General features: G+C 46.9%; 19 protein-coding genes and 3 pseudogenes. 14 read left to right on the top strand and 8 right to left on the bottom strand.

Annotated features, from left to right (window positions below; all coding sequences use genetic code 11):
• Positions 1 to 27: 27 nt before the first annotated feature.
• Together ABRS97_RS27415 and ABRS97_RS27410 are read left to right on the top strand one after the other, a co-directional pair.
• Positions 28 to 6,765: pseudogene (locus tag ABRS97_RS27415) on the top strand (amino acid adenylation domain-containing protein); the annotation flags it as partial.
• A 189-nt stretch (positions 6,766 to 6,954) separates the two neighbouring features.
• On the top strand, positions 6,955 to 8,853 hold the full coding sequence (locus ABRS97_RS27410) for a serine hydrolase domain-containing protein (RefSeq protein ID WP_367819350.1): 1,899 nt from the start codon (positions 6,955 to 6,957) through the stop codon (positions 8,851 to 8,853).
• 275 nt (positions 8,854 to 9,128) lie between these two features.
• Here the strand turns inward: ABRS97_RS27410 and ABRS97_RS27405 are convergent, their stop codons facing one another.
• The 3 genes and pseudogenes from ABRS97_RS27405 to ABRS97_RS27395 form a co-directional block, all read right to left on the bottom strand.
• Positions 9,129 to 9,581 (bottom strand): VOC family protein, encoded by a 453-nt coding sequence (locus ABRS97_RS27405; RefSeq protein ID WP_367819349.1) that lies wholly within the window; start codon positions 9,579 to 9,581, stop codon positions 9,129 to 9,131.
• A 198-nt stretch (positions 9,582 to 9,779) separates the two neighbouring features.
• A pseudogene (locus tag ABRS97_RS27400) lies at positions 9,780 to 10,097 on the bottom strand (LysR substrate-binding domain-containing protein); the annotation flags it as partial.
• A 75-nt stretch (positions 10,098 to 10,172) separates the two neighbouring features.
• Positions 10,173 to 10,622 (bottom strand): MerR family transcriptional regulator, encoded by a 450-nt coding sequence (locus tag ABRS97_RS27395; protein ID WP_367819348.1) that lies wholly within the window; start codon positions 10,620 to 10,622, stop codon positions 10,173 to 10,175.
• Positions 10,623 to 10,731: 109 nt separating this feature from the next.
• Between ABRS97_RS27395 and ABRS97_RS27390 the strand changes: the two genes are divergently transcribed.
• The 4 genes from ABRS97_RS27390 (at position 10,732) to ABRS97_RS27375 (ending at position 15,367) form a co-directional block, all read left to right on the top strand.
• A complete protein-coding gene (locus ABRS97_RS27390) occupies positions 10,732 to 11,577 on the top strand; it encodes an aldo/keto reductase (protein ID WP_367819347.1) in 846 nt (281 codons plus the stop codon).
• Between the two features lie 220 nt (positions 11,578 to 11,797).
• On the top strand, positions 11,798 to 12,403 hold the full coding sequence (locus tag ABRS97_RS27385; RefSeq protein ID WP_367819346.1) for a TetR/AcrR family transcriptional regulator: 606 nt from the start codon (positions 11,798 to 11,800) through the stop codon (positions 12,401 to 12,403).
• An 88-nt stretch (positions 12,404 to 12,491) separates the two neighbouring features.
• Entirely contained in the window at positions 12,492 to 14,186 is a 1,695-nt protein-coding gene (locus ABRS97_RS27380; RefSeq protein WP_367819352.1) for an MFS transporter, read from the top strand.
• A gap of 155 nt (positions 14,187 to 14,341) precedes the next feature.
• Positions 14,342 to 15,367, top strand: a complete 1,026-nt coding sequence (locus tag ABRS97_RS27375) for an MBL fold metallo-hydrolase (protein WP_367819345.1) — start codon at positions 14,342 to 14,344, stop codon at positions 15,365 to 15,367.
• A gap of 263 nt (positions 15,368 to 15,630) precedes the next feature.
• Here ABRS97_RS27375 and ABRS97_RS27365 read toward each other — a convergent pair whose 3' ends face one another.
• From ABRS97_RS27365 to ABRS97_RS27355, 3 genes are all read right to left on the bottom strand, one after another.
• Positions 15,631 to 16,245: a Rossmann-fold NAD(P)-binding domain-containing protein gene (locus ABRS97_RS27365; protein ID WP_367819344.1), complete on the bottom strand. Its 615-nt coding sequence runs from the start codon at positions 16,243 to 16,245 to the stop codon at positions 15,631 to 15,633.
• Complete coding sequence (locus ABRS97_RS27360; RefSeq protein WP_367819353.1) at positions 16,127 to 16,432, bottom strand: hypothetical protein; 306 nt, start codon at positions 16,430 to 16,432, stop codon at positions 16,127 to 16,129. Before ABRS97_RS27360 ends, ABRS97_RS27365 begins: the two co-directional genes overlap by 119 nt.
• Positions 16,433 to 16,535: 103 nt before the next feature.
• Positions 16,536 to 17,102, bottom strand: coding sequence for a TetR/AcrR family transcriptional regulator (locus ABRS97_RS27355; RefSeq protein ID WP_367819343.1), 567 nt, complete (start codon positions 17,100 to 17,102; stop codon positions 16,536 to 16,538).
• A 678-nt stretch (positions 17,103 to 17,780) separates the two neighbouring features.
• On the opposite strand from ABRS97_RS27355, the gene ABRS97_RS27350 reads away from it, so the two are divergent.
• The 6 genes and pseudogenes from ABRS97_RS27350 to ABRS97_RS27325 all read left to right on the top strand — a co-directional run bounded on the left by ABRS97_RS27350 (position 17,781) and on the right by ABRS97_RS27325 (position 22,687).
• Positions 17,781 to 18,371: a TetR/AcrR family transcriptional regulator gene (locus ABRS97_RS27350; RefSeq protein ID WP_367819342.1), complete on the top strand. Its 591-nt coding sequence runs from the start codon at positions 17,781 to 17,783 to the stop codon at positions 18,369 to 18,371.
• Between the two features lie 267 nt (positions 18,372 to 18,638).
• On the top strand, positions 18,639 to 19,718 hold the full coding sequence (locus tag ABRS97_RS27345) for an epoxide hydrolase family protein (protein ID WP_367819341.1): 1,080 nt from the start codon (positions 18,639 to 18,641) through the stop codon (positions 19,716 to 19,718).
• 594 nt (positions 19,719 to 20,312) lie between these two features.
• Positions 20,313 to 20,477: pseudogene (locus ABRS97_RS27340) on the top strand (alpha/beta hydrolase family protein); the annotation flags it as partial.
• A 282-nt stretch (positions 20,478 to 20,759) separates the two neighbouring features.
• On the top strand, positions 20,760 to 20,957 hold the full coding sequence (locus ABRS97_RS27335) for a hypothetical protein (protein WP_367819340.1): 198 nt from the start codon (positions 20,760 to 20,762) through the stop codon (positions 20,955 to 20,957).
• Positions 20,954 to 22,147 (top strand): winged helix-turn-helix domain-containing protein, encoded by a 1,194-nt coding sequence (locus ABRS97_RS27330; protein ID WP_367819339.1) that lies wholly within the window; start codon positions 20,954 to 20,956, stop codon positions 22,145 to 22,147. Before ABRS97_RS27335 ends, ABRS97_RS27330 begins: the two co-directional genes overlap by 4 nt.
• Positions 22,148 to 22,363: 216 nt before the next feature.
• A complete protein-coding gene (locus ABRS97_RS27325; RefSeq protein WP_367819338.1) occupies positions 22,364 to 22,687 on the top strand; it encodes a hypothetical protein in 324 nt (107 codons plus the stop codon).
• On the opposite strand, the gene ABRS97_RS27320 is transcribed toward ABRS97_RS27325, so the two are convergent.
• Together ABRS97_RS27320 and ABRS97_RS27315 are read right to left on the bottom strand one after the other, a co-directional pair.
• Positions 22,684 to 23,037 (bottom strand): transposase, encoded by a 354-nt coding sequence (locus ABRS97_RS27320; RefSeq protein ID WP_367819337.1) that lies wholly within the window; start codon positions 23,035 to 23,037, stop codon positions 22,684 to 22,686. The two genes, ABRS97_RS27325 and ABRS97_RS27320, sit on opposite strands and share 4 nt — an antisense overlap.
• A 71-nt stretch (positions 23,038 to 23,108) precedes the next feature.
• On the bottom strand, positions 23,109 to 23,501 hold the full coding sequence (locus ABRS97_RS27315) for an IS110 family transposase (protein WP_367819336.1): 393 nt from the start codon (positions 23,499 to 23,501) through the stop codon (positions 23,109 to 23,111).
• Between the two features lie 103 nt (positions 23,502 to 23,604).
• On the opposite strand from ABRS97_RS27315, the gene ABRS97_RS27310 reads away from it, so the two are divergent.
• Together ABRS97_RS27310 and ABRS97_RS27305 are read left to right on the top strand one after the other, a co-directional pair.
• A complete protein-coding gene (locus tag ABRS97_RS27310) occupies positions 23,605 to 24,561 on the top strand; it encodes a sigma-70 family RNA polymerase sigma factor (protein ID WP_367819335.1) in 957 nt (318 codons plus the stop codon).
• Positions 24,562 to 24,637: 76 nt separating this feature from the next.
• The gene (locus tag ABRS97_RS27305) at positions 24,638 to 25,063 is read left to right on the top strand and encodes an SRPBCC family protein (protein ID WP_367819334.1); all 426 of its coding nucleotides are present in this window, start codon (positions 24,638 to 24,640) and stop codon (positions 25,061 to 25,063) included.
• Positions 25,064 to 25,160: the final 97 nt, after the last annotated feature.

Below are 25,160 nucleotides of genomic sequence, written 5' to 3'. Positions count from 1 at the left end.
CTGCTGCTGCAGGGGCGGTTGCAGGAGCGTGCGGCATACGACGGCAAGTGTGTGCTGCTCGACGATTCCGGATCATACGCCGAAGACGGCTCGAACCTGGAGCCTGTTGCGAGTGCCGATAATTTGGCTTATGTCATCTATACCTCCGGCACGACGGGCAAACCGAAAGGCAACTTAACCACTCACCGCAACATCATTCGCGTGGTTAAAGACACAAACTACATCACGTTCAGCGAACAAGATATCGTCCTGCAGCTTTCGAGCTACGCATTTGACGGCTCAACCTTTGACATCTACGGTGCGCTGCTGAACGGAGCCAAACTTGTACTGGTGTCCAAAGACAACTTCCTGGAGATGGAGAAGCTGTCTCAGCTTATCGAACAGGAACGAATTTCGGTCATGTTCATGACAACCTCCTTATTCAACGTGCTTGTTGATGTGAATATCGAGGCATTGCGTTCGGTCCGAAAAGTGTTGTTCGGTGGGGAACGGGCATCCGTCTCCCATGTGCGGAAAGCGCTCGGGTTCTTGGGAGCAGGTAAATTGATTCACGTGTACGGACCGACGGAAACAACGGTATTTGCTACGTATTATCAAGTAGATGAGTTGGCAGAGAACGCAGTAAGCTTGCCGATTGGACGCCCGATTAGCAATACGACAGCGTATATCGTTGGTTCGGGCGGTACGCTGAATCCGATCGGGGTTTCAGGAGAGTTGTGCATCGCCGGGGACGGCGTGGCCAGAGGCTATCTGAACCGGCCCGATGTGACGGCAGAAAAATTCATAGACAACCCGTTTGCGCAAGGAGAGCGGATGTACCGGACGGGCGACCTCGCGAGATGGCTGCCGGACGGCAACATCGAGTTTATGGGACGAATCGACGATCAGGTGAAAATTCGCGGCTACCGGATCGAGCTAGGTGAAGTGGAAGCCCAACTGTTGCAAGTCGAAGGTGTATTTGCCGCAACCGTCATTGCACGGGAAGATGAGCAAGGTCACAAGCACCTTTGCGCGTACTTCGTAGCGGATCGGGAGCTGGCCATCAGCGATCTGCGCAGCGTATTGTCGCAGGAGCTGCCGGGATACATGGTTCCCGCCTACTTCGTGCAGTTGGATGAGCTCCCGCTTACCGTTAACGGCAAAGTTGATCGTAGAGCGCTGCCTGCTCCAGAAGGAGATATGCAAACCGGAGTTGACTATGCAGCGCCCCGCACAGCTGCGGAGCAAGCGTTGGTTTCCGTATGGCAGTCCGTGCTGGGTGTCAAACAGGTGGGGATCAAGGACAACTTCTTCAATCTAGGCGGAGATTCGATCAAATCGATTCAAGTTTCATCCCGCTTGCTGCAGGCGGGTTACAAGCTCGAAATGAAGGCTCTTTTTCAGCATCCGACGATTGCTGCTTTAAGTCCGCATGTTCAAGTGGCGTCCAGGATAGCGGATCAGGCAGAAGTCTTCGGAGCAACGAAGCTTACGCCGATTCTACAGTGGTTTTTCGAGCAGAATCATGCGGAAGCGAACCATTTTAACCAATCCTTTATGCTGTATCGGGAGGAAGGGTTTGATGAAGCCGCGCTGCGAAAGGTCATGGTGAAGATCGCCGAGCATCATGACGCGCTGCGTATCGTAATACGAGAAACGGCAAGCGGTTATGAAGCGTGGAATCGGGGAGTCGCGGAAGGAGAGCTGTTCACCCTTGAAACGGTAGATCTTACAGGCGAGATAAACCTTAGTGAAGCAGTGGAAGCAAGGGCTAACGAGATTCAAAGGAGCATCAGCCTTCATGAAGGACCGTTAATGAAGCTCGGACTGTTTCTGTGCACTGATGGCGACCATTTGTTGATCACGATCCACCACGTAGCTGTAGATGGCATTTCGTGGCGGATATTATTTGAAGATATTGCTGCGGCTTATGAACAAGCTGTAAAAGGGGAAGTCATACGCCTGCCGCTCAAAACGGACTCGTTCCAGATGTGGTCGGAACAGCTTGCGCAATATGCAAATGGTTCGCTGATCGAGCGGGAACGCGCGTATTGGCAGCAAATTGCTGAGACAGAAATTACACCGCTGCCTAGAGACGGCGAACCCGGTAAATCGTTGTTGAAGGACAGCGACTCGGTTACGGCGCACTGGACGGTGCTGGAAACCGAGCAACTGCTGAAACATGCACATCGAGCCTATAACACGGAAGTCAATGATCTGCTGCTAACGGCGCTTGGAATGGCGGTGCAAACTTGGTGTGGTATCGAGCGTGTTCTGATCAATCTGGAGGGGCATGGAAGAGAGCCCGTTGACCAGGATCTCGACGTGACGCGCACAGTAGGATGGTTTACAAGCCAGTATCCGGTCGTTCTTGATATGGAAGCAGGCCAAGATCTCTCCTACCGGATCAAGAAGGTCAAGGAAACCTTGCGACAAGTTCCGCAAAAAGGGATCGGCTTCGGCATCTTAAAGTACTTAGCGGATTCCGATGATGACACGTTATATAAAGTGAATCCACAAGTCAGCTTTAACTATCTGGGGCAATTTGACCAGGATTTGCAGCACAATGCGATCCGGCCTTCTGAATATTCTTATGGCATGCCGCTCAGTGAATCTACGAAGAGAGCTTACGCGCTCGATATTAATGGAATGATTTCAGGCGGCGAACTAGGGCTGACGATTGGATTCAGCAGCACGGAATACCGCAAAGAAACGATGGATCATCTGGCCGGATTGTTGAAGAGGAGCCTGCAGGAAATCATTACCCACTGCGTGGAGAAAGAGCGAACAGAGTTAACGCCCAGCGATCTCTCGCTTAAAGGTATGACCATGGAGGAACTGGAATGGCTGCTGGAGCAAACGAGTCCGATAGGTGAGTTGGAAAATGTTTATACCCTCACGCCGATGCAAAAAGGAATGTTGTTTCACCGCCTGTTAGATCCGCAATCGCCTGCTTATTTCGAACAAGTGACCTATGACTTGCAAGGACATTTCGCTGTGGCAGCCTTTGAAGAGGGGCTGAACCGCTTGGTGCTTAGGCACGCAGTTTTAAGATCTAATTTTTTCTATGGGTTTGAAGATAAGCCTGTACAGGTTGTGTTTAGAAACCGTAACTGCGGTTTTTACTATGAAGACCTGCGCAGTCTGAGCGAGTCGCAGCGTTTGACCTATGCGGACACTTACAAGAATAACGATAAGGCTAGGAGCTTCGACTTAAGCCGCGATCCGCTTCTACGGGTGTCGGTATTGCGTATTGGAGACGATACATACCGTTTGATCTGGAGTTTCCATCATATCTTGATGGACGGATGGTGCGTATCCCTTGTGAACGGTGAAGTATTCGAGACCTATTATGCTTTGTTGAATGGCAGGGAACCCAATCTTGCTCCGGTCACTCCTTACAGTGAGTATATCGCTTGGCTGGAAGGGCAGACGAGCAAGGAAGCGGCCGACTATTGGAGCGAATATTTGAACGGATACGATCAGCAAACACAGCTTCCGACGGGGAAAAAAGGTCACTCCGTGGGAAGCTGGGAAGTCGAAAAGCTGCATTGCGAGATTGGCAAAGATCTGACAGAGAGGCTGAACCGTACTGCCAGAGAGAATAAGGTGACAATCAATTCGCTCATTCAAACCGCTTGGGGCATCTTGATGCACAAGTTTAACAATACGCAAGATGCCGTGTTCGGAAGCGTTGTATCCGGCCGACCGGCGCACATTCCAGGAATTGAGACGATGATCGGCTTGTTCATCAATGCGATTCCCGTACGCATTCGCTGCGAAGGTGAAGAACCGTTTGTGCAAGTCATGCAAAGAACGCAAGATCAGGCTGTAGCTTCGCAAGCCTACGACACGTATCCGCTCTTCGAGGCGCAAGCGCAGGCCGATCAGAAACATGATTTAATTAATCATCTTGTGGTTTTCGAAAACTACCCCGTGGGCGAGCAGGTAGAGCAGTTCGGGGGCGGGGGTCAAGCTGACTTCAGCATCAGCAATGTCGAGATGTTCGAACAGACGAATTACGACTTCAATCTATGCGTGTTTCCGGGCGAGGAGATGCTGTTCCTTATCGATTACAATCCAAACGCATACGAGCAGGCGGACATGAATAGAATTCAGGGGCACTGGGTACGTGTCCTTGAGCAAATCGCGCAAAACCCATGCATTCAAGTCAAAGAACTTGAACTTGTTACGCCGGAGGAAAGACTGCAGCTTCTGGAAGATTTCAGCAGTATCCGATGGCAATCGGCTCCAGAACTGACGTTTCATCAACTGTTCGACTCACAGGCGGATCAAACACCAGCGCAAACAGCTGTTATCTATATGAATCAGAAGTTCACGTACCGTGAGCTGAACGACAAGGCGAATCGTCTGGCATCAACCCTCAGAGCTCGCGGAGTCGGCAGGGAATCGCTTGTATGCATCCTGGCGGATCGGTGCGTAGAATTGATCATCGGCGTTCTGGCGGTATGGAAAGCGGGAGGCGCCTATGTGCCGATTGACCCAGGTTATCCGGCCGACCGCATTCAGTTGATGCTGGAGGACAGCGGCGCTGAGATCGTTCTAACTCAGTCTCATCTGAAGAGCTTGGCAGCTAGCCGGCTAGGGGAGAAGAATGCGTTGAAGGCGGTATTAGATCTGGAGGATGAGTCGCTGTATCAAGGCATAGCGGCTAACCTGCCGTATGTGAACGAGCCGCAAGATCTGGCCTACGTGATATACACCTCGGGAACGACTGGGCGTCCGAAAGGCGTCATGGTGGAACACCGGAGCCTGATGAATACGGCCTTCGCTAACCGCAGAGAAAGCCGGTTTAATGAATTTCCTGTCAGGCTGCTTCAGCTTGCCAGCTTCTCGTTCGACGTGTTCGTGCTTGATGTTGCGCGAACATTATTGAACGGCGGCATGATGGTGATTTGCCCGGAAGAGGACCGAATTGATCCGGCTTTATTGTATGGATGGATGCGGGATTATCAAATTACCGTCTTAGAATCTACGCCTGCGCTCATCATTCCATTGATGGATCATATTCATACCAGAAAGCTAGATATCAGCTCCCTTCGGCTGCTTATCACAGGTTCCGATAGCTGCAGCGTCTCGGATTATCGGCATCTGCAGGAACGCTTCGGATCGCAAATGCGAATCATTAACAGCTACGGAGTCACCGAAGCGGCCATCAGTTCCAGCTATTATGACGAGCCGCTGAACTTGCTGCCAACGGCGGGTAGCGTACCGATCGGCAAAGCGTATATGAACGACCGCTTCTATATCGTCGATTCGAACAGGCAGCCGGTTCCAATCGGTGTGGCCGGAGAACTTTGTATCGGCGGGGCAGGCGTAGCACGGGGGTATTTGAACCAACCGGAGCTTACGGCAGAGAAATTCGTGCCTAATCCATTTATACCTGGAGAACGCTTGTTTCGCACTGGAGATTTGGCCCGTTGGATGGCTGACGGTAACGTAGATTTCATTGGCCGGATCGACCATCAAGTGAAAATTCGCGGTTTCCGGGTAGAATTAGGTGAAATCGAAACGATGATGCTGCAGTTTGCCGGGGTTAGACAGGCGGTTGTGATTGAACGAAAGGATCATCGGGAACACCCCTATTTGTGCGGTTATACGGCAGCCGGAGAACCTATCGACTTGGATACGCTGCAAACATTTCTGTCTCAAACGCTGCCCTCTCATATGGTGCCTGCGCGGCTGGTCCATCTGGACAGACTTCCGCTGACACCTAACGGCAAAATAGACCGCAAATCGCTGCCAGAGCCGGCGGATCGTATGGATTTCAATGAGGAATTTACAGCTCCCCGGAACGCGGTTGAGGAGTCGCTTGTGGGCATCTGGGAAGATGTGTTCGGTGTAAAAGGGATCGGCGTGCACGACAATTTCTTCGACATCGGCGGACATTCATTAAAGGTTCTTGAAGTGGTCAGAAAGATTGAGAAGTATTTCGAAATAGAACTTCCGCTTCGTGCTGTATTTGATGCTCCCACCATCGAGAGATTGGCGCAGAAGCTCTTCTCAGCTGAGTTGGAACAGCCAATGGAGAAACACATCACGAAACTCAATGAGAATGGCCCTCTACGCATCTTCTGTTTTCCGCCAATGCTTGGATACGGCATGGGTTTTGCCGATCTGGCCAAACAACTTGAAGAGCAGGCAGTCGTGTATGGATTCGATTTTATCGACGAGTACGAAAACGAGGAAGATCTTCTCGAGCAATATATGAAGCTGATCGTCAGTATTCAGGATGAGGGGCCATATGTTTTGCTGGGCTACTCATTGGGCGGCAATTTAGCCTTTGAACTGGCGAAAGCAATGGAGCACAAAGGCTATCGGGTTTCGGATATCATCATGGTCGACTCACTTAGAAATGACAAGTCGAGTCCGTTATCCAGGGAGAAAACGATGAAGCAAATCGACCGTGCGTTGGAAGAAGCCCCAAGCGCCTACAAGGATGTCTTGAGCGGAAAGTACAGAAACAAAGTTTATGCTTACGCTATTTATGGCAATGAGCTTGTCAATGCGGGCGTCGTTCAAGCGAACATTCATGTCTTGCTCTCGGCAAAAACAGCTTCATCCAGAGCAGCATCTGACCAACGAAAGTCCTGGAGACTAGCGACGACAGGCAATTATTCGCAGTTGCAGATTATCGGAAACCATGATGAGCTGTTAGAGGCCGGTTATGTAGAAGAGAATGCGCTTCAAATCCGGCTTATCCTTAGCCAAATAGCAGAAAAATTTAATGAGGTAAAAGAAGAGATTGCCGCTAACCGGGAATAGAATTTTTGAAAGGTGCTAGTGAACATTTGAATGAGTAAAAAGGGCATCATCCCAAGAGGGATGCCCTTTTTTTAGTACGTCCAAAATTGATTTTGTAATTTTCTTTACAAAACATTAGGGTTTGTCGTCTGATTAAACGGGAATAAAATAGAAGTAGCATAATTTGTTGAAATGGAATGGATGGGTCCAATGAAAAGCATCCTTACTTTTATTCCGCGTCTGTTAGCGGCTGCCTGTGCGGTTATTGTTTTGCTCAATCCAATACACGGTGTTGTCTATGCCAATTCGGACTTGTCGCCGACTGAACTTGAACGGGCTATTGATAAAGTGGTCAGCGAGAACATGAACCTTCTCCATATTCCAGGGGCGGCTGTCGTAGTGACGAAAGGAACTTCAACTATTCTAAGTAAAGGCTACGGCTATGCGGATCTTGAAAATAAAACTACGATGAACCCGGCAAAATCGGTCGTCCGGATCGGTTCGCTGACCAAATCAATGACAGCGACGGCTGCCATGCAACTGGTGGAACGAAACCAACTGGAGTTGAACAGGGACGTCAACGCATACTTGAATACCTATAAAGTACCCCTTTTCGGGAAGCAGCCGATTACGATGCATCACCTTTTGACGCATTCCGCGGGTTTGGATCAGGCTGTCTATGCCGTGAACAGTTTATCAGTAAACAACTCGTTAGCCGCTGTGGAGTATCTTAGAGCCTATTTTCAAAAACAACCGCCCGTCCGGGAACCAGGCACAAAGTACGAGTACAGCAACGTCGGTTTAGGATTAGTCGGCAATCTGATCGAACAAACCCAAGACCAATCGCTAAATGACTATATGAAACAAAATGTGTTCCATCCCTTGGAGATGCCAAGCGCCACACTGGAACTGCCATTACACAATGCAGATTTGGTTAAATCCTACACATTCGGCAAAGCAGGTTACACAGCTAATTCATATTCTTATATCAGCCTGCCGGGAGCAGGGGCGATGAACGTCATACCAAACGAATTCGCACATTATATGATTTGTCATTTGAATGGTGGTCAATATAACGGGCATGTTGTATTAACAAAAGAGACCGTAGACGTTATGCATGCACAACAGTTTGCAGCTCATCCCCAAATGGACGGACTCGGGTACGGCTTTTTCAGAGGGGAGCTGGGCAGTGGTATCCCCATGCTGTGGGCCACAGGGGAAATTGACAGTTTTGTCTCAAAAATGGTGCTTGTTCCTTCGGAAAACCTTGGCTTGTACGTAGTCGCCAACTCATCCGCTGCCGGTCTGGAGCTTCATAACCTCGTATTAGACGCAGTCTGCACATTTCTAAATGCCCAACCGACCAAGTATAAACAGCTTGATGAAGGAGCAGGCGCCATAGATACCAAAACGTTGGCAGGCGATTATCAAACCGGAATTAACCCGGAACACGGGTGGGGGAAATGGCTTCGTTTTCTCGGTGGCTTCAGCTTTAAAGTAAAAGCTGAAGATGCCCAAACCGTCACGGTAAGCGGGCTTTTCCCGGACCGCGAGGAAAAACAGGACAAGAAATTCGTTCATCTTGGTGATGGATTGTTTCAGGAAACAGGCGGTTGGTTACAAATTTACTTTCACAAATTGGACGGAGACTGGGCACTGACCGATTCGGAAAATGTAACGGTACCGAAAGTTACGTTTTTGGAAAAAACGAGGACTTTGTTAAGCATGTACATCGCAAGCGCGTTATTCTTTATCATCATCTTTGCAGTATGGCTCTTCCGGTACGTTGTTTGTCTACTTAAGCGAACTTCCAAACCGGTTTCGGGCGGCATCGCAACGATTGCTTTACTCAACACCGTCTTCTTTTGTATCCAGTTCAGCTACGGAAATGCGCAGATTACATACGGTTATCCCTTTTGGTACATTTGGGGGATCAGCGCTTTGCCATTTTTTTCTGCAGCGGTAGCCATAACAATACTGATCAAGCACATTTCCGGACTCTACAAAGAAAGCTTAAAATCGTTGTGGGGAATCATCTTTTCTGCGGTCACTCTTCTGATTACCGGCTTTCTCTTTTATTGGAATCTCTTTCCCGTTCACTATTCATGAGTTTCTTTAAAAGATCATTTAAAAGCCTAATTTCTCAAATTACAAATGTTGAGAAATTAGGCTTTTTTCGTTGCTCCGTTAAAGCGTCCTTTTATTGAATAAAAATTTTCTTCACATCGAGGCGGATTGGCATATAACGTTTTCGCATTCACGAACCCGAGAGCCTTAAAACGAAGTTCTCGCAGGGTTGTCGCCTGAATCTGCTTCCTTGCTTCTTCTCCTGGCGACCAAGGGGCTCGGAGAGTCCAATTTTTACTTCAGTAAACGTCACTTACTTATTTGTTACCTAGTTGTTCCGCCAAACCGATTAGAAGTCCTTCGGTTCCACGAATGTAGCAGAGCCGATACGAGTCCTCGTACTGAACCACTTCGCCAACGAGCTGAGCACCATGCTTAGTGAGTCTGGATACCATTTCGTCAATGTCTTCAACGGTGAACATGACGCGTAGATAACCGAGGGCATTTACAGGAGCAGTCCGGTGATCCGATATAGTAGGTGGGGTGAGAAATCGCGAAAGTTCAAGTCGGCTGTGGCCATCTGGGGTAACCATCATAGCAATCTCTACGCACTGAGAACCCAATCCGGTTACGCGACCAGCCCATTCACCTTCGACAGTGGCTCGCCCTTCGAGGTTCAAGCCAATCTCCTCAAAGAAAGAGATTGCGTCATCAAGGGATTCAACAACGATGCCGACATTGTCCATTCTTAGTAATTTGTTTTTTTCCATAGTTTTATCTCCTTATGTGTAAATATTTATTATCTGATCATCTTCCATAATTATTCTATTAAAAAATTAGAAATTCCTTCCAAACAAAAAACAACTATATTAAAAGAACATGAACCACCTTGCGACTAACTAGAAATCAGAAGAGACGAAGCGTGAGGCTATTCGGCAGCATCTGATAAAATTTCTGCGCTAAGCGCCTCATCCGGTGATCGTTGAGGCTCTTTCGTTTATGGATGTAAAGCTGCGTATCAATTCTTTAATAAAGGTATCCGTCGTCTTGCACAGAAACAAGTCTTTGCAAAAGACAATGCCGACCTCTTTTTGTGGAATAGGGTCCAGGATGGGGATTGCTCGAAAATCGCTGTCAGCGCTTATGCTTTTGAAGTAAGATTCCGGCAAAATGGCCCCGCCCAGGTTGTTCCTTGCCATCTGCAGCAGGGATTCCAAGGTAGACAGCTCAAGCGCCGGCTTCAGCGGGAAGTCGATTCGCTGCGCGCAGTCATCGATCAGTTGCCCGCCTTCACAGTGAACGCTCGTTGCAGCCGGTCAAATAACTACGCTACTCGTTGCTTTGCAATTGCGTGAGCAACGTCATTTTGCACCTTCTTGTTTGATGGTGTCCCAAACCTCATTTAGTTCATACTTAAGAGGCCATTTAGCGGGGTTGGAGTTATCCGCAATTACCCCCTCTATAATGTTAAGGTAATATTTGGATTTTTCTTCCAAATAATCAACTGTACTTTTGGCTTCCTGCAATCGAAGGATGGCAAGCTCTTTGTGTCTTAAAATAATTTCGTAGCGTTCCTGAATTGTAGAATCGCCTTTTATGCAAAGATCTGCATAGTTTTTAATGTCCTCAATAGACATCCCGCATTGTTTTAATATCTTTACTCCAATAAGCCAATTGACGGATTCCTCATTAAATAGACGATTGTTATTCTGATCTCGCAGAAGGCTTGGTATTAATCCTTTATCCGTGTAAAAACGAATCGCATGCTCACTTAAGTCAAGCATTTTTGCCACTTCTTTTACTGTGTACATGAAATTCCTCCTTATTGAAAAAAACTCTTGCCTTCGTGTAACTCGAAGGGTGTAATATGCTAATTGTAGCAGCTGAAAGGCTAAAAATCAAAAAAATGGAGGAATTGAAATGGAATATGTAACTTTGAACAATGGAGTGAAAATGCCTATCTTAGGCTTTGGGGTTTATCAAATTCAAGATCCTGAGGAATGTGAAAGATGCGTGCTTGATGCTATTAGCGTAGGTTATCGTTCCATTGACACCGCACAGGTCTATCAGAATGAAGAAGCAGTAGGGCGTGCAATTAAAATAAGCGGAGTGCCAAGAGAAGAATTCTTCATTACCACTAAAGTTTGGATTTCCAACGCTGGTTATGATAAAGCAAAAGCATCCATTCAGGAATCCATGAACAAACTCCAGATTGACTATATAGACCTGGTCCTGATCCATCAACCATTTAATGATTACTATGGAACGTACCGTGCGATGGAGGAACTCTATAAAGAGGGTAAAATCAGGGCGATCGGGATTAGCAACTTCTATCCGGATAGATATGTCGATCTTGTGGAATTCAGCGAAGTAGTGCCGGCTGTGAATCAAGTGGAAACTCATGTTTTTAATCAGCAGGTAGCAGCACATGAGCTTATGAAAAAATACAATACGCAGATTGAATCCTGGGGTCCTTTTGCGGAAGGAAAAAACAATTTGTTCACTAATTCAACCTTACAACAAATTGGCGGTAACTATGACAAATCTACAGCCCAGGTTGCTCTACGCTTCTTGATACAAAGAGGCATCGTGGTTATTCCTAAATCAGTTAATAAACATAGAATGGAAGAAAACTTTAATGTATTTGACTTTACTCTGACAGTGGAGGAAATGAAGAAAATAGCTGCGCTCGATACAGGTGAAAGTTTATTTTTCTCCCATTATGATCCACAAACCGTAGAGTTTATCATTAGTCTAGGAAAATAAAGGTGGATTTGACTCGTTTCTGATGGCTCTGTTCTCCGCATTATTTAACTACAAGCATTTAGGCCATCCTTTGCGGGATGGCTTTTAATTTGCCGCATATGCCAAGCTCTATCCATTAAACGGTATTAAAGATTATCGACATATATTTTTTAGAATATCATTGACCGATGGTCGGTCGGTAAACTATAATGGAAAAAAATTGAAAGAGATGTGATAATCGATGGTCAGGACACGTGACGAAGGGTTTAACGAAATTATACAAACGGCCGAACGTCTGTTTTTGGAAAAAGGCTTCGAAAACACAACGGTTCAGGATATTGTGCAACGAATGGGCATTGCCAAAGGAACGTTTTATCATTATTTCAAATCGAAAGATGAGTTAGTGGATCACGTGCTTCAGCGTTACTCTGATCGCCTTATTCACGTATTGGAGGTGACAGCGCATAACAGTCATATAGATGCGATTCATAAACTTGAACAGATGGCCAAATCTTTTATTTATTTTGAAGGTTGGCATAGCGACCTCATGCGTTACATCCATCAAGATGAAAGTTTAGTGCTGAATCATTTGTTTGAAACTCGATGTAATAACGAGATTAAGCCGCTTGTGCAATCTGTTATCGAAGAAGGTGTTGAGGCTGGTTTGTTCAATGTGGAATTTCCAAAGCAAACCGCTTTTATGATCATAGCGGTATTTGACTGTATTTTTGACGAGGACAGTTTACGATCGGGTATTTTTGAATCAGAGGTTCTTGCTGCGATGGAAGATTTTTTAAATCGATTACTAGGGACGAAACAAAAATTTAATTTATCTAAGGATGAATAACTGCGGTTACAGGCAACTGAGATTGCAGGACAACAATGGTTGTAAAACAACAATATTATAGAGATGGAGATGGATGCGAGTGAACAATATGAGTAGGGGTAGAACGATACTAACATTTATTGGAATTATTTTAGGATATTTTATTGCACTGCTGGATACAACGATTGTGAACATTGCATTACCGAAAACGGCTGAATATTTTAATCGTGATGTGAGTGATATTAGTTGGATCATGAATGGATACAATATAGCATTTGCGGTATTAATGTTAACAGCTTCGCGCATAGCGGATCAATTTGGTCGCAAAAGACTTTTTCTCATCGGACTCATTTTGTTTACGTTAACTTCTTTTTTGTGCGGAATCGCATCAACACTTGATTTACTCATTTTGTTCCGTGTGTTGCAAGGCTTAAGTGCGGCCATTATTGTACCCGTCACCATCCCGCTTGCCATCGGGCTTTTTCCGAAAGAAAAACATGGCGCTGTTCTAGGGATCTGGGGAGCAATAGCAGGCGTGGCTAGTGCGAGTGGGCCAGCACTAGGAGGAATTTTGACCGAGTACTTCAATTGGCAGTCTGTATATTTCGTAAATCTTCCGATTGCTATCATTTCGTTTATCGTTTCTTACATATTAATCAAAGAGTCTTACGACAAAACCGCTAGCAGAAATTTGGATATTGCAGGAATGTTAACGATTTCAGCCGCCATTTTTTGCTTCACATTAGGATTAATAGAGACATCGGATTATGGTTGGAGTTCCTTCTACGTCTTATTGTTATTCGCAGGATCATTATTGTCACTTACATTGTTTATAGTTGTTGAAAGAAGATCAAAAGATCCGATGCTCCCCTTGTCATTGATGCGCATTTCAACCTTTAGCGCTTCTTCCACTGCACTATTATTTACTTCGATTGGAATTGCTGCTGGAAGTTTTTTAATCGCCTTTTACTTAATGAGTTTACTTAATATGTCTGTGCTTGAAGCGGGAATGACGATCATTGCAAGCTCTTTGACTGCAACGGTATTTTCGGTAGTTTCCGGGCCGGTGTCTGAAAAAATAGGTGGGCGCTTTTTGGCAATTATCGGTTTGACCATTATCACTGTAACGGTTTATTTATTTGGCAGCCTAGATGCGGATTCGTCTCGCTTTGACGTAGTGTGGCGACTTTCTCTGTTAGGTGCAGGGCTTGGTATATCGGTTGTGCCGCTTTTTGGTTCAGCTGTTAACAACATTCCTGCCGACAAGCTTGGGATCGTTTCAGGAGTTACCAATGTGGCTCGTACACTCGGGATGGTAATCGGTGTCGCTATATTAGCTACGATGCTGAGCAGTAATATGAAGAACGAACTTTCAACTGCTCGTGACAAAGCTATACAAACGGTTCAAGCTTCCGCACTTGATGCGTCTATGAAAGACGGAATGATTACTAGTATTCAATCAATGAACAATGAATCGCTACAAGAAGGAAACGCCCAGCAAAAGATGACATTAGAGAAAGTTTTGGAACAGGTCGATCAACGTGAAAAGGAAGCATTACTTCAAGCACCAAGTCAAAAGCAGGAAACGATTAAAGTAGCTTTTGATCATAATCGAGAACAGATTAAACAGTTGTGGCCAATTATCAATGCTGAAATACGATCGTATATGGCAAAGGGATTTAGCTCAACTTTTCATTTTGTTAGTTTCTTACTTATTCCAGGCATTTTCATCGCTTTCTTCTCGGACCGACGAAGGCAAAAGGCCAATGGTGAAACCAAGAGAACGGCTGTCATTTCACATTAAATGTGGTATTGGACAAGAGGATTTAGATCAGTACTTCTACCAAATCTCACAAGCGCTTGATCGAAAGAAAAGCCATAAAGTCGTCGGAGTCGTTAAAAGTTTATTCAAAGCTCGCGTTTACCGACGCGCAAAATGAATAGGAGGAGAGCAAACAGATGGACGATTGGAATCGATCGAGGCGAGCCAAGAACGGCAAATTCCAGAACGAAATCCCAGTGATCGTGAAATTTAGGACAGGAGACATTGTATCCATGCTTCGTGAATTCCTATCCGCTAAGACTCAGAGAAGGCCGAAGCAGCCGCTTCCTATCGTCCCCCTTCAGCGTGGCACGCTAAGCGACGGAAAAGACAAGATCTTTTGGTTCGGACATTCGGCGTCCTTGCTGCAGATTGGAGGCAAAACGATCCTGCTTGATCCGATGCTTGGCAAGAACCCGTCGCCGCTTCCTTTCTCCCGCAATCGCAGATTCAGCGTCAAACTGCCAATTACCATTGAGGAACTTCCTCCGATCGATATCGTTGTTCTGTCTCACGATCACTACGATCATCTGGATTCTTCCTCTATCCGCAAGCTTATTCCGAAAGCTGGCACTTTCCTCGTTCCGCTCGGAGTCGGCAAGCGAATCCGGAAAAGAGGAGCGTCGCCCGATACCATCATCGAGCTGGACTGGGGAGAAGAACGGATCGTTCAGGGCATCCGCTTCACTTGCACGCCGGCGAGACATTTCTCGGGAAGAGGGCTGTTCGATCAAGATTCTACCCTATGGTGCTCGTGGGTAATCAAGACAGAGAAGAGAAGTCTCTTCTACAGCGGGGACGGGGGTTACGGTCCTCACTTTAAGCGAATAGGTCGTCAGCACGGACCGTTCGAACTGACCTTTATGGAATGCGGGCAATATATGGAATGCGGGCAATATGACAAGCGATGGAGCGGCGTGCATATGCTTCCGGAGGAGACGGTACAAGCGCATCGTGACGTCCAGGGAGGAGTTCTGCTGCCCGTACACTGGGGGGGGTTCACGTTGGCGCTGCATGATTGGAACGAACCTGCAAGAAGGTTATCGGCCGCAGCCGAAGAGCAGAGCATCCCATACCATATTCCTAGAATCGGCGAAGCGGTCTATCTGGATCAGATTCCGCTATCTCCACAGCGGGATTTTTGGTGGCAGGATCTGGGATAAAGAACAGACTAGGCTTCCAAAAGCGGGCGATCGAGGGGATCAGTGATCGCCCACACTTGCAGAATAAAATCAGAAACACAATTACGCTTGATAAGGTTATTACGAATCGTAGATTATTTCAGTTAATGTAATATTTGGTAGTGAGCACCCTGAGAAAGAAATAATTTTGCGGTCGCCAAACCAATACCCGAAGTACCACCTACGATCACGGCTCTATGATTTTGCAATGACATGTTTCATACCTCCAGTATTTTAATAGAATTTCAGCTCGTGGAGACCGAAGCGAGTAGTTTACGGGTCTCGGCCACGACTCGATTGCTGAACTCGAGGGCACTTACTTGTTCGGAGGCAAGCATGGGCTTTCCATTCTCGTCGTAGTATACGCCGGTCGCATTGGACTTGCCTGTCAGTACCTTGGTAATAACGCGAGCGGCTCGCTTTGGGGTGCTCCAGTACTTGATTATGGGAGCAAGCGGAGACATCACGTACTTCGCGATAAACTGGAGGATGATATTCGCGTCTCGGCCAAGACCGGTGCCAGGATTGAAACCCGGTTCGACGGCGTTGAACCGAAGACGTGGTATTTCATGCGCGAATGCGAAAACCGTCGCGAGATTGCACTGCTTCGAGGTCGCATAGGCATCAAAGCCCGGCGTTAAAGAACCTCCGGGTTTCCATTCGCCGCGTGCGCTAGCCTCGGCTGAGATGTAACGCCCACCGCGGAACCCAGCGGCAATCGCGGGCTTTCGCTTTGGGTCCTCAACGCCTGAGCAGGTGAACACGATGTTCGCACCGTCTACCAGATGAGGGATAAGCGCCTCTGTTAATGTGAACGGTCCAAGATGATTTGTCGCGAAAGCGAGGTCCCACCCTTGCACACTCCGACCGCTCCTTATCGGCATAATGCCCGCATTGTTCGCCAGTCCGGCGATCGGAAGCTTGAGCGAAACGGCCGACCAACACGACGGTACCGTGCTTGGCTAGCTCGAGCGCAGTGCGACGGCCGATACCGGACGTAGGGCCGGTGATGATCCATGCTGGTGAGGTGTGGGTTGATTTGTTCATAATGACTCCTTTACAATTTTAGTTGATTTCAGTTCTCTGCTAGGAGAGAACCTTCATTTAAGTGTGACTAGTCAGTCATAAAATAATTAAAAAAATTAGCGAACTAAGACATCATTCGCCAAAATGCTTCGAATCCAGCCATACAATGTTTGTCTGCGTTGGCCGGGTCAAAAAGCATGTAATTGATTGTCGCTTCTGCTAATCCGAACATAAGGGAAACGATGAATCCCAACGGTGCTTCGCGCATAGGCCCATTTTCACTGCTCTGTTTCAGAAGCTCTCTGATGCCGGTGAGGGCCAGACTCGCAGTCTGATGGCTCTCTTTTGTAATTTCGTCTGCTACACTCAGAAGCTCGAGCGCCCGGCGCTTTTCCGGACTAGACGTTGCCCAGTGCAGCCAACGAGACCACATGTGGAGTGCCTGCATACGGATGTCACTCTCGGTCGGGAGTTCGTCTAGGGCAACTTTGGCCATCTCCGCCTTAAGTTCTAAGTAGAGTTCGTTCAGCAAATGGGCCTTCGTTTCATAGTAGTTGAACAGTGAACCATTAGAGACTCCTGCCTCTTTCGCGATTGTTGCCGTTGCTGCACCCAATCCTTTGGAGGCAATAACGCGTGTCGCTGCCCACATAATGGCGGGTTTTCTGTCTTCGCTTTTCGGTCTGGCCATGCGTAACCTCCTTCTAATGTTATATTATTAAAAAGTGACTAATCAGTCAATAACGATTTATTCCTATTTTTTAGTAGTTTCATCTTGTGCTTCTAAAGACTTTATTGCACTCAGCGAGATGGTAAAAGGATGCCCTAAAACTTGCCGTTACAGACAGCGCAGTGAACCATATCACAGATAGTGGTAAAGCGGAGAGTCGAGTTGAAGGTTGATGCGAAATTGCTCAATTTGCTGATGGAAGCGTGATTATTCGACACATGTGGAGTGTGTGGTATCGATGTCTCGAATATCATGAGTTGTGACAGAAGCGGAGGGTTCTTACATTTTTATCCATGTGTTTGCGGGTGGTGTCAGTTACGCTGAAAAGTTGCACAAGATACTAAGCAAGGGCCATCCCGCCAAGGATGGCCTTAAACTTGTTGTTGCAGACGGAGAACCGTATCACAAGTAGCGGCAAGCTTTTTGAAGAAAAGCTCGTGGGAGCTTGTATTTGCATCATACCGATCATAGGAGCAAGGTAGGTCACATTCCAGTCGAAACAGTGCGTAAACAACGTCTCCGGGGGAGAAAAATGCAACAGCAAGTGGATTACACCTTGCTATTCTTTGTAATAAGCAGTATCCTTATATCGAATGTCAGTCAGCACTGACAGTCAACTTTTTGAAATGAGGAACATGAATGAGCGAAAGCAAATCATTAAGCACCAGTGATAAATTGCTGCTGGCAGCCATCGATCTATTCGCAGAGAAGGGCTACAAGAGCGTGACAACTCAAGAAATTGCTGTAGCGGCGGGCTTAAGCGAGAAAACGTTGTTCCGGCAATTCGGAAGCAAGCAAAATCTGCTTGAGAGGGCATTCGACCGTTTTCATTATGCTCAAGAGATGAGCAAGCTGTTCAATGAGAGGCTCGTATGGGATCTTCATTCAGATCTGCTTCTGATCAGCCGGACGTATCATGAGATTATGAACCGTAATCGAAAGATGATTATGATCTGCATTAAGGAGGGAGACAATCTAAGCGGGTTCCAAGAACAGACTAAGACCTCTCCACGGCAGTTAATGGAGATGCTGACGGATTATTTTAAGGCTATGTCCGAGCAAGGAAAGCTGATTCCTGGAAATCCCAGGGTACAGGCTGTGCAGTTTATGGTGATGAATTATGGCGCATTCCTGAACCATTTAGACAGTGAATCCAACTTTACCTCGGTGTCGCTGGAGGAATTTATAACGGAGAGTGTGCTGACATTTACTAGAGCATTATCTCCCTAGTACTCCATAATTCATTCATTCTCAAACGACCCCAGAAGCGTGTATTACAGAATAGGAACTACGTGCTGAATACAGGGGCATGAAACATGCCTCCGTAACAGTGAGATCAGACGGCAGCTTCTGCTGTACCGCACCCAAGTTGTCATGTGGCGAAAACGGTGGATGAAGCATTATCCGCCGAACTTCATCCACACTGTTGCAAGGTTTAGCATTTTGGTTCGACGCTCCTCAAACGGGGCAACTTCTCTATATGAAAGGATTTTACACATGAGTTTAAGCACCGAACTCACTCCGTTCAAAATCAACGTTGATAAAGCAATCCTAGACGACTTACAACAACGTTTGGTGAACACCCGTTGGGCCGATAGTGTCGCAGATGACTGGCAAAGGGGCACTGCTCCTTCCGCGTTGCACGAGCTAGTCAAAAAGTGGGCTGATGTATACGACTGGAAGTCTACGGAAAATCGGTTGAATAAGCTCGACCATTTTAAGTTAGGCGGAATCCATTTCGTTCGTTCTGGAACAAAAGGTAAACCTGCGTTGCTGCTTATCCACGGTTGGCCGGATTCTTTCATGCGCTTTGAGAAAATTATTCCGATGCTGGAGAACGACTTTGACCTCATAATACCGAGCATACCCGGATTTGGCTTCTCAGACCGTCCCACCGAACCAGGTGTTGGAGCCACTGTGGTCGCCGACCGTTTCGCCGAATTGATGAACATACTCGGTTTTGATAAGTACGGAATTCATGGGGGAGATTGGGGCAGTACTATCGCAGAATTGATTGCAGTACGCCACAGCGACCATGTTACAAAAATACACATCACTGATTTAGCTCCGTGGCACAATTTTAGAGTTGACCCTTCTAAGCTTACATCCGAGGAACATGAGTATGTGACCGAGACTGGCGCATGGAAGCAACGTGAGGGTGCATATATTCAAATGCAAATTACCAAACCGCAGACAATCGGTTATGCCCTTAATGATTCACCAATTGGGCTTGCGGCGTGGTTTTTGGAAAAGTACCAGTCATGGTCCGACGGCGGGATTGATGCACTTGGAATGGACTCCATTCACGATACCCTCACTCTGTATTGGGTAACGCAAACCGCACCATCCGCCGCCCGTTACTACTTTGAATCGGCGAACGCCATGGCACCAGTCCCCCCAGTTATTACTCCCACTGCGTTCGCTAGGTTCCCTAAAGATTTTTATTGCATACCACGCTCTTTCGTGGAACGCTCGTTCAACGTCCAGCGTTGGACGAATATGGCTGCTGGAGGCCATTTCACAGCGTGGGAGCAGCCTGGGCTTTTGGCGGAAGATTTGAGAGCTTTCTTCCTGTAAAAGTCGATAAGCTCAACCGTTGATCCATTTTGTCACGAAACCATTTCGCTATTTTGGGGGATGATGTGAATATAAAGCAAAACTGACCATCAGCAAATGGTCAGTTTTGTAAGGATTGAAAGACAGATTGGACCTCGCGTTACCGTTCATCAGAGCTTCGAACGCTCAACAGGGCATGAGCCTTCTGAGGGTCGGTCTCCAATGCTTTTCTGTATTCCATCATCATGCGAAGAGTGGCCAGCATTTGATCGTATTCGTCATCCCCATGACTTATAGGGATCATACATGGATTTGGGGCAGACACCCCAACCATGATGCCTTATTTCTATGTTCTTGTCATCCGACATTTGAAGGAGTAGTTTGCCCCACGGCAACTGCTCCTTCTTTGTATGCGCCCAGAATGTGACGAAGGGCTGCTGCCAAACACGAATCGGCAGCGTTTTCCAAAGAAAAGCAGGGACTTTTGTGATCGAAAATTGTCGAGTGTCAAGAATATAGACCGATAAACATCCGCAGAAACTGCGGCTTTTTTATTTTATCAGAACAAATTTTTGTCATCGATGAAAGACACGAATTTGTACCGATTACCGATTCATGCTGGGCATTACAGGAAAGATTCCGCCCGAAAGAGCGAACTCCGTTATCAATGCCTATATGCTGGATTTCTTCGATATGTATCTGAAAAATCAAGGCGGAATCTTAATGAAAGGACCGGATAGCCGCTTTCCGGAGGTGAAGTTCGTAACCTCGCTATTATAAATTAGGGAACAGGCTACCGATTTTGATATGCTCCCCTTTCTGTGTCCAGTTTATTGACAGAGGTACAAATGGGACAATTAGTGTATAAATCAAACCATTGAACTCTAACAAGACACTTTAGCTCAATACACAACTTAGATGAAGCTGCCGCGGCGATCGGCAGCTTCATTGCGTTAACGGGCAGCATTCAATAGCTCTTGTTTTTATGTTCGAGATAATGTTAATATTTAACAGGAACATGCGTTTGTTTTTTTCAATTTCCAACGGATAGGGGGAATAGGCGTGGTTGAAATCATTGAAAAAGAGCAATTTTCGGTTATTGGAAAATTAGGAAAGGGGGTTGCTAATGAAGCTCCCCAATGGATACCATCATTAAGGAAAGAAGCAAATAGTAACTTTATTGAGATAAGCAATCTCGCCATCCATCATCATGTGCAAACGGCTCCCGTTTGTTTCGTTAAGGAGCCGATGTGTACATGATCCAATTGACGAACCGCCAGGCACGGCAATTTCTGCTATTGAAGCACGGGTTGTTGGGCGAATATCATTTTACCGGAAAGCAGGGGGTATTGGATTTTGTGCGGCAGGTCGGCTGTATTCAATACGATCCCATCGATGTTTGCGGAAAAAACGCCGAACTGGTGTTGCAGTCGCGAATCAAAGGATTTACCAAGAACATGCTCGCCGAGTTGCTGTATCAAGATAGAATCCTTGTCGATTATCCCGACAAGAATTTGGCCATTATCCCCGTCGAGGACTGGCCGTATTTTGAGCGGTATAGGCAGGCCGCCCGACAACATGCCAAGCGCTATCCCGAAATGGAAGCGTTGATAGAGCAAGTACGAGCTCACATTCAAAATCATGGTGCGCTAAGTTCGGATGATCTAAAATTGGATGGAAATTTCGCTTGGCGATCGGCCATCCACTGGAGCAGCGGAAACAATTCATCCCGGTCGGTGCTGGAGCAGATGTATTCGACAGGCGAGTTGATTATACATCACAAAAAAGGAACGCGTAAATATTACGATATCGCGGGGAAATACATCCAGCCAAATCTGCTGAATGCGCCGGAGCCGCTGGAGGGCGAGCTGGAGCATCACAAGTGGCGGATAATGCGTCGAATCGGTGCTGTTGGCCTTTTATGGAATCGCGCATCCGATGCCTGGCTGAACATATGGGGATTGAAAGCGGAGCAGCGCAACGAGGTTTTCCGCCAACTGTTGCACGAAGCTCGCATTGTTGCTGTTGCCGTGGAACAAATGAAGGATATACTTTATTGCCGCGCAGAGGACTTGCCGCTTATTGAAGCCATTCTGCAAAATCCAGCGCCGAAATGGCGCTGCGAGCTGATTGCACCACTAGATAATTTCATATGGGACAGAAAACTGATCAACGAATTGTTTGGATTCGATTACACCTGGGAGATTTACACGCCTGCAATCAAACGGAAATTCGGCTATTATGTGTTGCCTCTAATATACGGAGAAAGCCTCATCGGACGAGCCGAGGTAATCGCAGAGCGAAAATCCGGGATGCTGGTTGTTAAAAACATCTGGTACGAGAACGACATAAAGCCAACAAAGCAATTGCAAACAGCCTTGAACAATTGTTTTCAAAATTTTGCATTATTCAACGGATGCGAGACGATTTCGACAGAGTTTATAAACTGATATTCCAGTTCCCCGGTAACATTTGCCGACAAATCTCCACGTACGAATCAGGTAAGCTGACGCGTCCGATAGCGCCGTTGTATGTGTACATGAGTCTCAAATGGGGGGTTCAAGCGCGAGCGAGTTCATTTCGTTACTACAATTAGATCATTGCGCTAACTAGGAACTATAGTTCAAAATAAGAGAGAGGAATATTGATATGATTGGTGAAATTAATTGGAAAATCTAAACGGGAAAATAAATAAAACCTCCAATGGCTACAATTCATATGAAATTATCGATGCAGATGCTTCATTTATATTGAAAATAGCTACTGTTGTTACTGAAAAATTTGAATTTACTCGTACCAATCCAATAATTGGACTTGAACAAGTTTTCATGGATTTTGATAAAGATGGGATTAAGATAACCACTGGTTGGGATATTTGGAGCGGCTGCTTTGTTATGACTCATGATAAATTAGGTGACAAGTGCATTGAGGAAATAGGTAATTATTTAGAAAAGACGTACATTAATGATTGGAATAGTCAGTTAGGCTAACTGGCAGGTTGCTCATAAAATTGAAGTGTTACCAAATGGCTGTTTGCCTTAAATTTGAATTGATTGAATATTGCGATACCATTGAGTGTCCCAAACCGATCGATTTCCCCGATTTCAGCTAAAATTGTTGCAGCAATCTTAGTGCCAATACCGCGTATCGATTGGATTAAATCATATTCAAGTAACTCTTCAGCTAGGGCCTCTATCGATTTATTAAGGTCTGCTAGATGGTCCTGGTAATGAAGAAGCAATTTGATGAGCAGCTGCATGGAGATCAAATGGCTGGGATAAGCCGTCTCCTTAAAGGGATTTCGCTTTGCTGTAACCTCTAGGATTTGAGCGCGTTCCACGCATCATGAGAAGGATCTGCCGCGTCCAGTAAGACGGCCGATTTCAGTTGTAATCTCCAACTCGGACATTTCTAGGACCTCTTAGACGTTGGGTGTAAAGCCAGAAATCGAAGGGAAACCTTTGAATAAAGGTCACCAAACACGCCATGATATTCAGGGAAAACTTGATCCAGAATAGCCTGGAACTGTAATTTTGCTTGAACATACATACCCGTTAAAGATTCATATTGGCGTGTTAGATAGCGTAAATTCATGAGATGCTGACCCCGCTTTTTGTAGGGTTCAAACTCTTCTTTATAAAACAGCGTCCCAAATAGATGGGCATCTGCAGCATCCGTCTTTAACCGTCGCAAATTGGTTTTCTTGGCGTTATGTGAGATTAAAGGGTTAATGACGATGTTCAAATACTGGTGTTCATCGAGAAACTGAACAACGGGGCTATGATAATGGCCTGTTGCTTCCATAACAATGGAGGGACGTACCCCTATTTATTCGGATTGAGGCTGTCCGCTTCATTGCATATAATGAAGGTACCACCCTTCGGGGAGATCGTTAAGGGAGGCCACGATGAACGAGACCACATTTGACGAACCATTATTTGCAAGCTTGAAACCGGGCTTAACCTCGTTCTGTTACCGAATGCTAGGCTCCATGGACGATGCGGACGATGCCGTTCAGGAGACGAGTATTCGGGTCTGGCAGAGCTGGAGCACGTTCAGACAGGATTCATCGTTCAAAACTTGGGTCTATCGGATTGCCTCCAACCTGTGCTTGGACAAGCTGAGACAATCCAAACGCCGCGTGCTTCCCGTTGACCTGTTCGACCCGGCCGTCGCCATCGTCGAGCCGCGCGACACGCTGCCGGACTCTGCCTGGATCTGGCCGTCTCCCGACTTTGGGGGCAATCCGGAGGATCGGCTCGTCCGCAGAGATACCCTTCAACTGTGCTTCATCGCTCTCCTGCAGACCTTGCCTCCGCGGCAGCGCGCGGTACTCATTTTGAAGGATGTATTTGAATTGTCCTCCAAGCAGATCGCGGAAACGTTGGCGATGTCGCCGGCAGCGGTGAACAGCGCCTTGCAAAGAGCCCGAGAGACGATGGACCGGGCGCAGCTTCGCTCGGATGAGCTCAGCAGCATGGACGTTCAACCGGAGCAGCAGCTGCTGTCCCGGTATGTAGAGGCCTTTGAGCAATTCGATATTGCTGCGCTCGTCGCGTTGTTCCACGAGGAAGGCTGCATGTCGATGCCGCCCTTCGAGATGTGGATCCGCGGCAAGGAAGATTTGTCCGCCTTCTATTCGCTTACTCGCTGGCATTGCGAAGGTTCGCGATTTGTGCCCATTACGGTGAATGGCGGTTATCCGGCGTTGGCCCAGTATATGCCGGGCAAAGAGGGATCTGGCCTGGTACCCTGGGGCATCCACGTCATCGAAACCAAAGAAAATCAAATCCTGCACGTTCAAAACTTCATTCATACGCCATTATTTTCACGATTTGGGCTGCCTGAGCGAATTGACCAATGAATTTCGTCATTGGCTTACGTCTATATCATTGAGAATAACCTAACGACGAATATCGTGAGAGAGGTGTCTATTTAAAATGGAAACGAGTCAACCGACGAAAGTAACCGTGCAAGCCGTCATTCAAGCCCCTGTCGAGAAGGTATGGCGCTATTGGACCGAGCCGGATCACATCACGAAGTGGAATCAACCGTCCAAGGACTGGCATGCGCCGAGAGCCGAAAACGATCTGCGGGTCGCTGGCAAGTTTCTGACACGGATGGAAGCAAAGGATGGCAGCATGGGCTTTGATTTTGGCGGCGTCTACGATGTCGTGAATCGGCATGAGGCGATCGGCTACACCATGGAAGACGGAAGAAGAGTGGATATTGCTTTCGTCGATCAAGGGAATGAGACGAAGGTCATTGAAACGTTCGACGCGGAAAGCTCCAATCCCGTCGAGTTCCAGCAAGCAGGCTGGCAAGCGATCATGGACAATTTCAAAGCCTATACCGAACAAAACTAATCATCGCGAAGAAGACGCCGGGGAAGATGGAGGGCACTGAAAAAGTCCTTTCATACGAAAAAGGTACAGTCCTTCAAGAAAATGGAGGAGGCTGTAC

Origin of the sequence: Paenibacillus tabacirhizosphaerae, assembly GCF_040812395.1 — a bacterium.
Lineage (GTDB): Bacteria > Bacillota > Bacilli > Paenibacillales > NBRC-103111 > Paenibacillus_E.
This window is presented reverse-complemented; position numbering and strand designations above follow the sequence as displayed.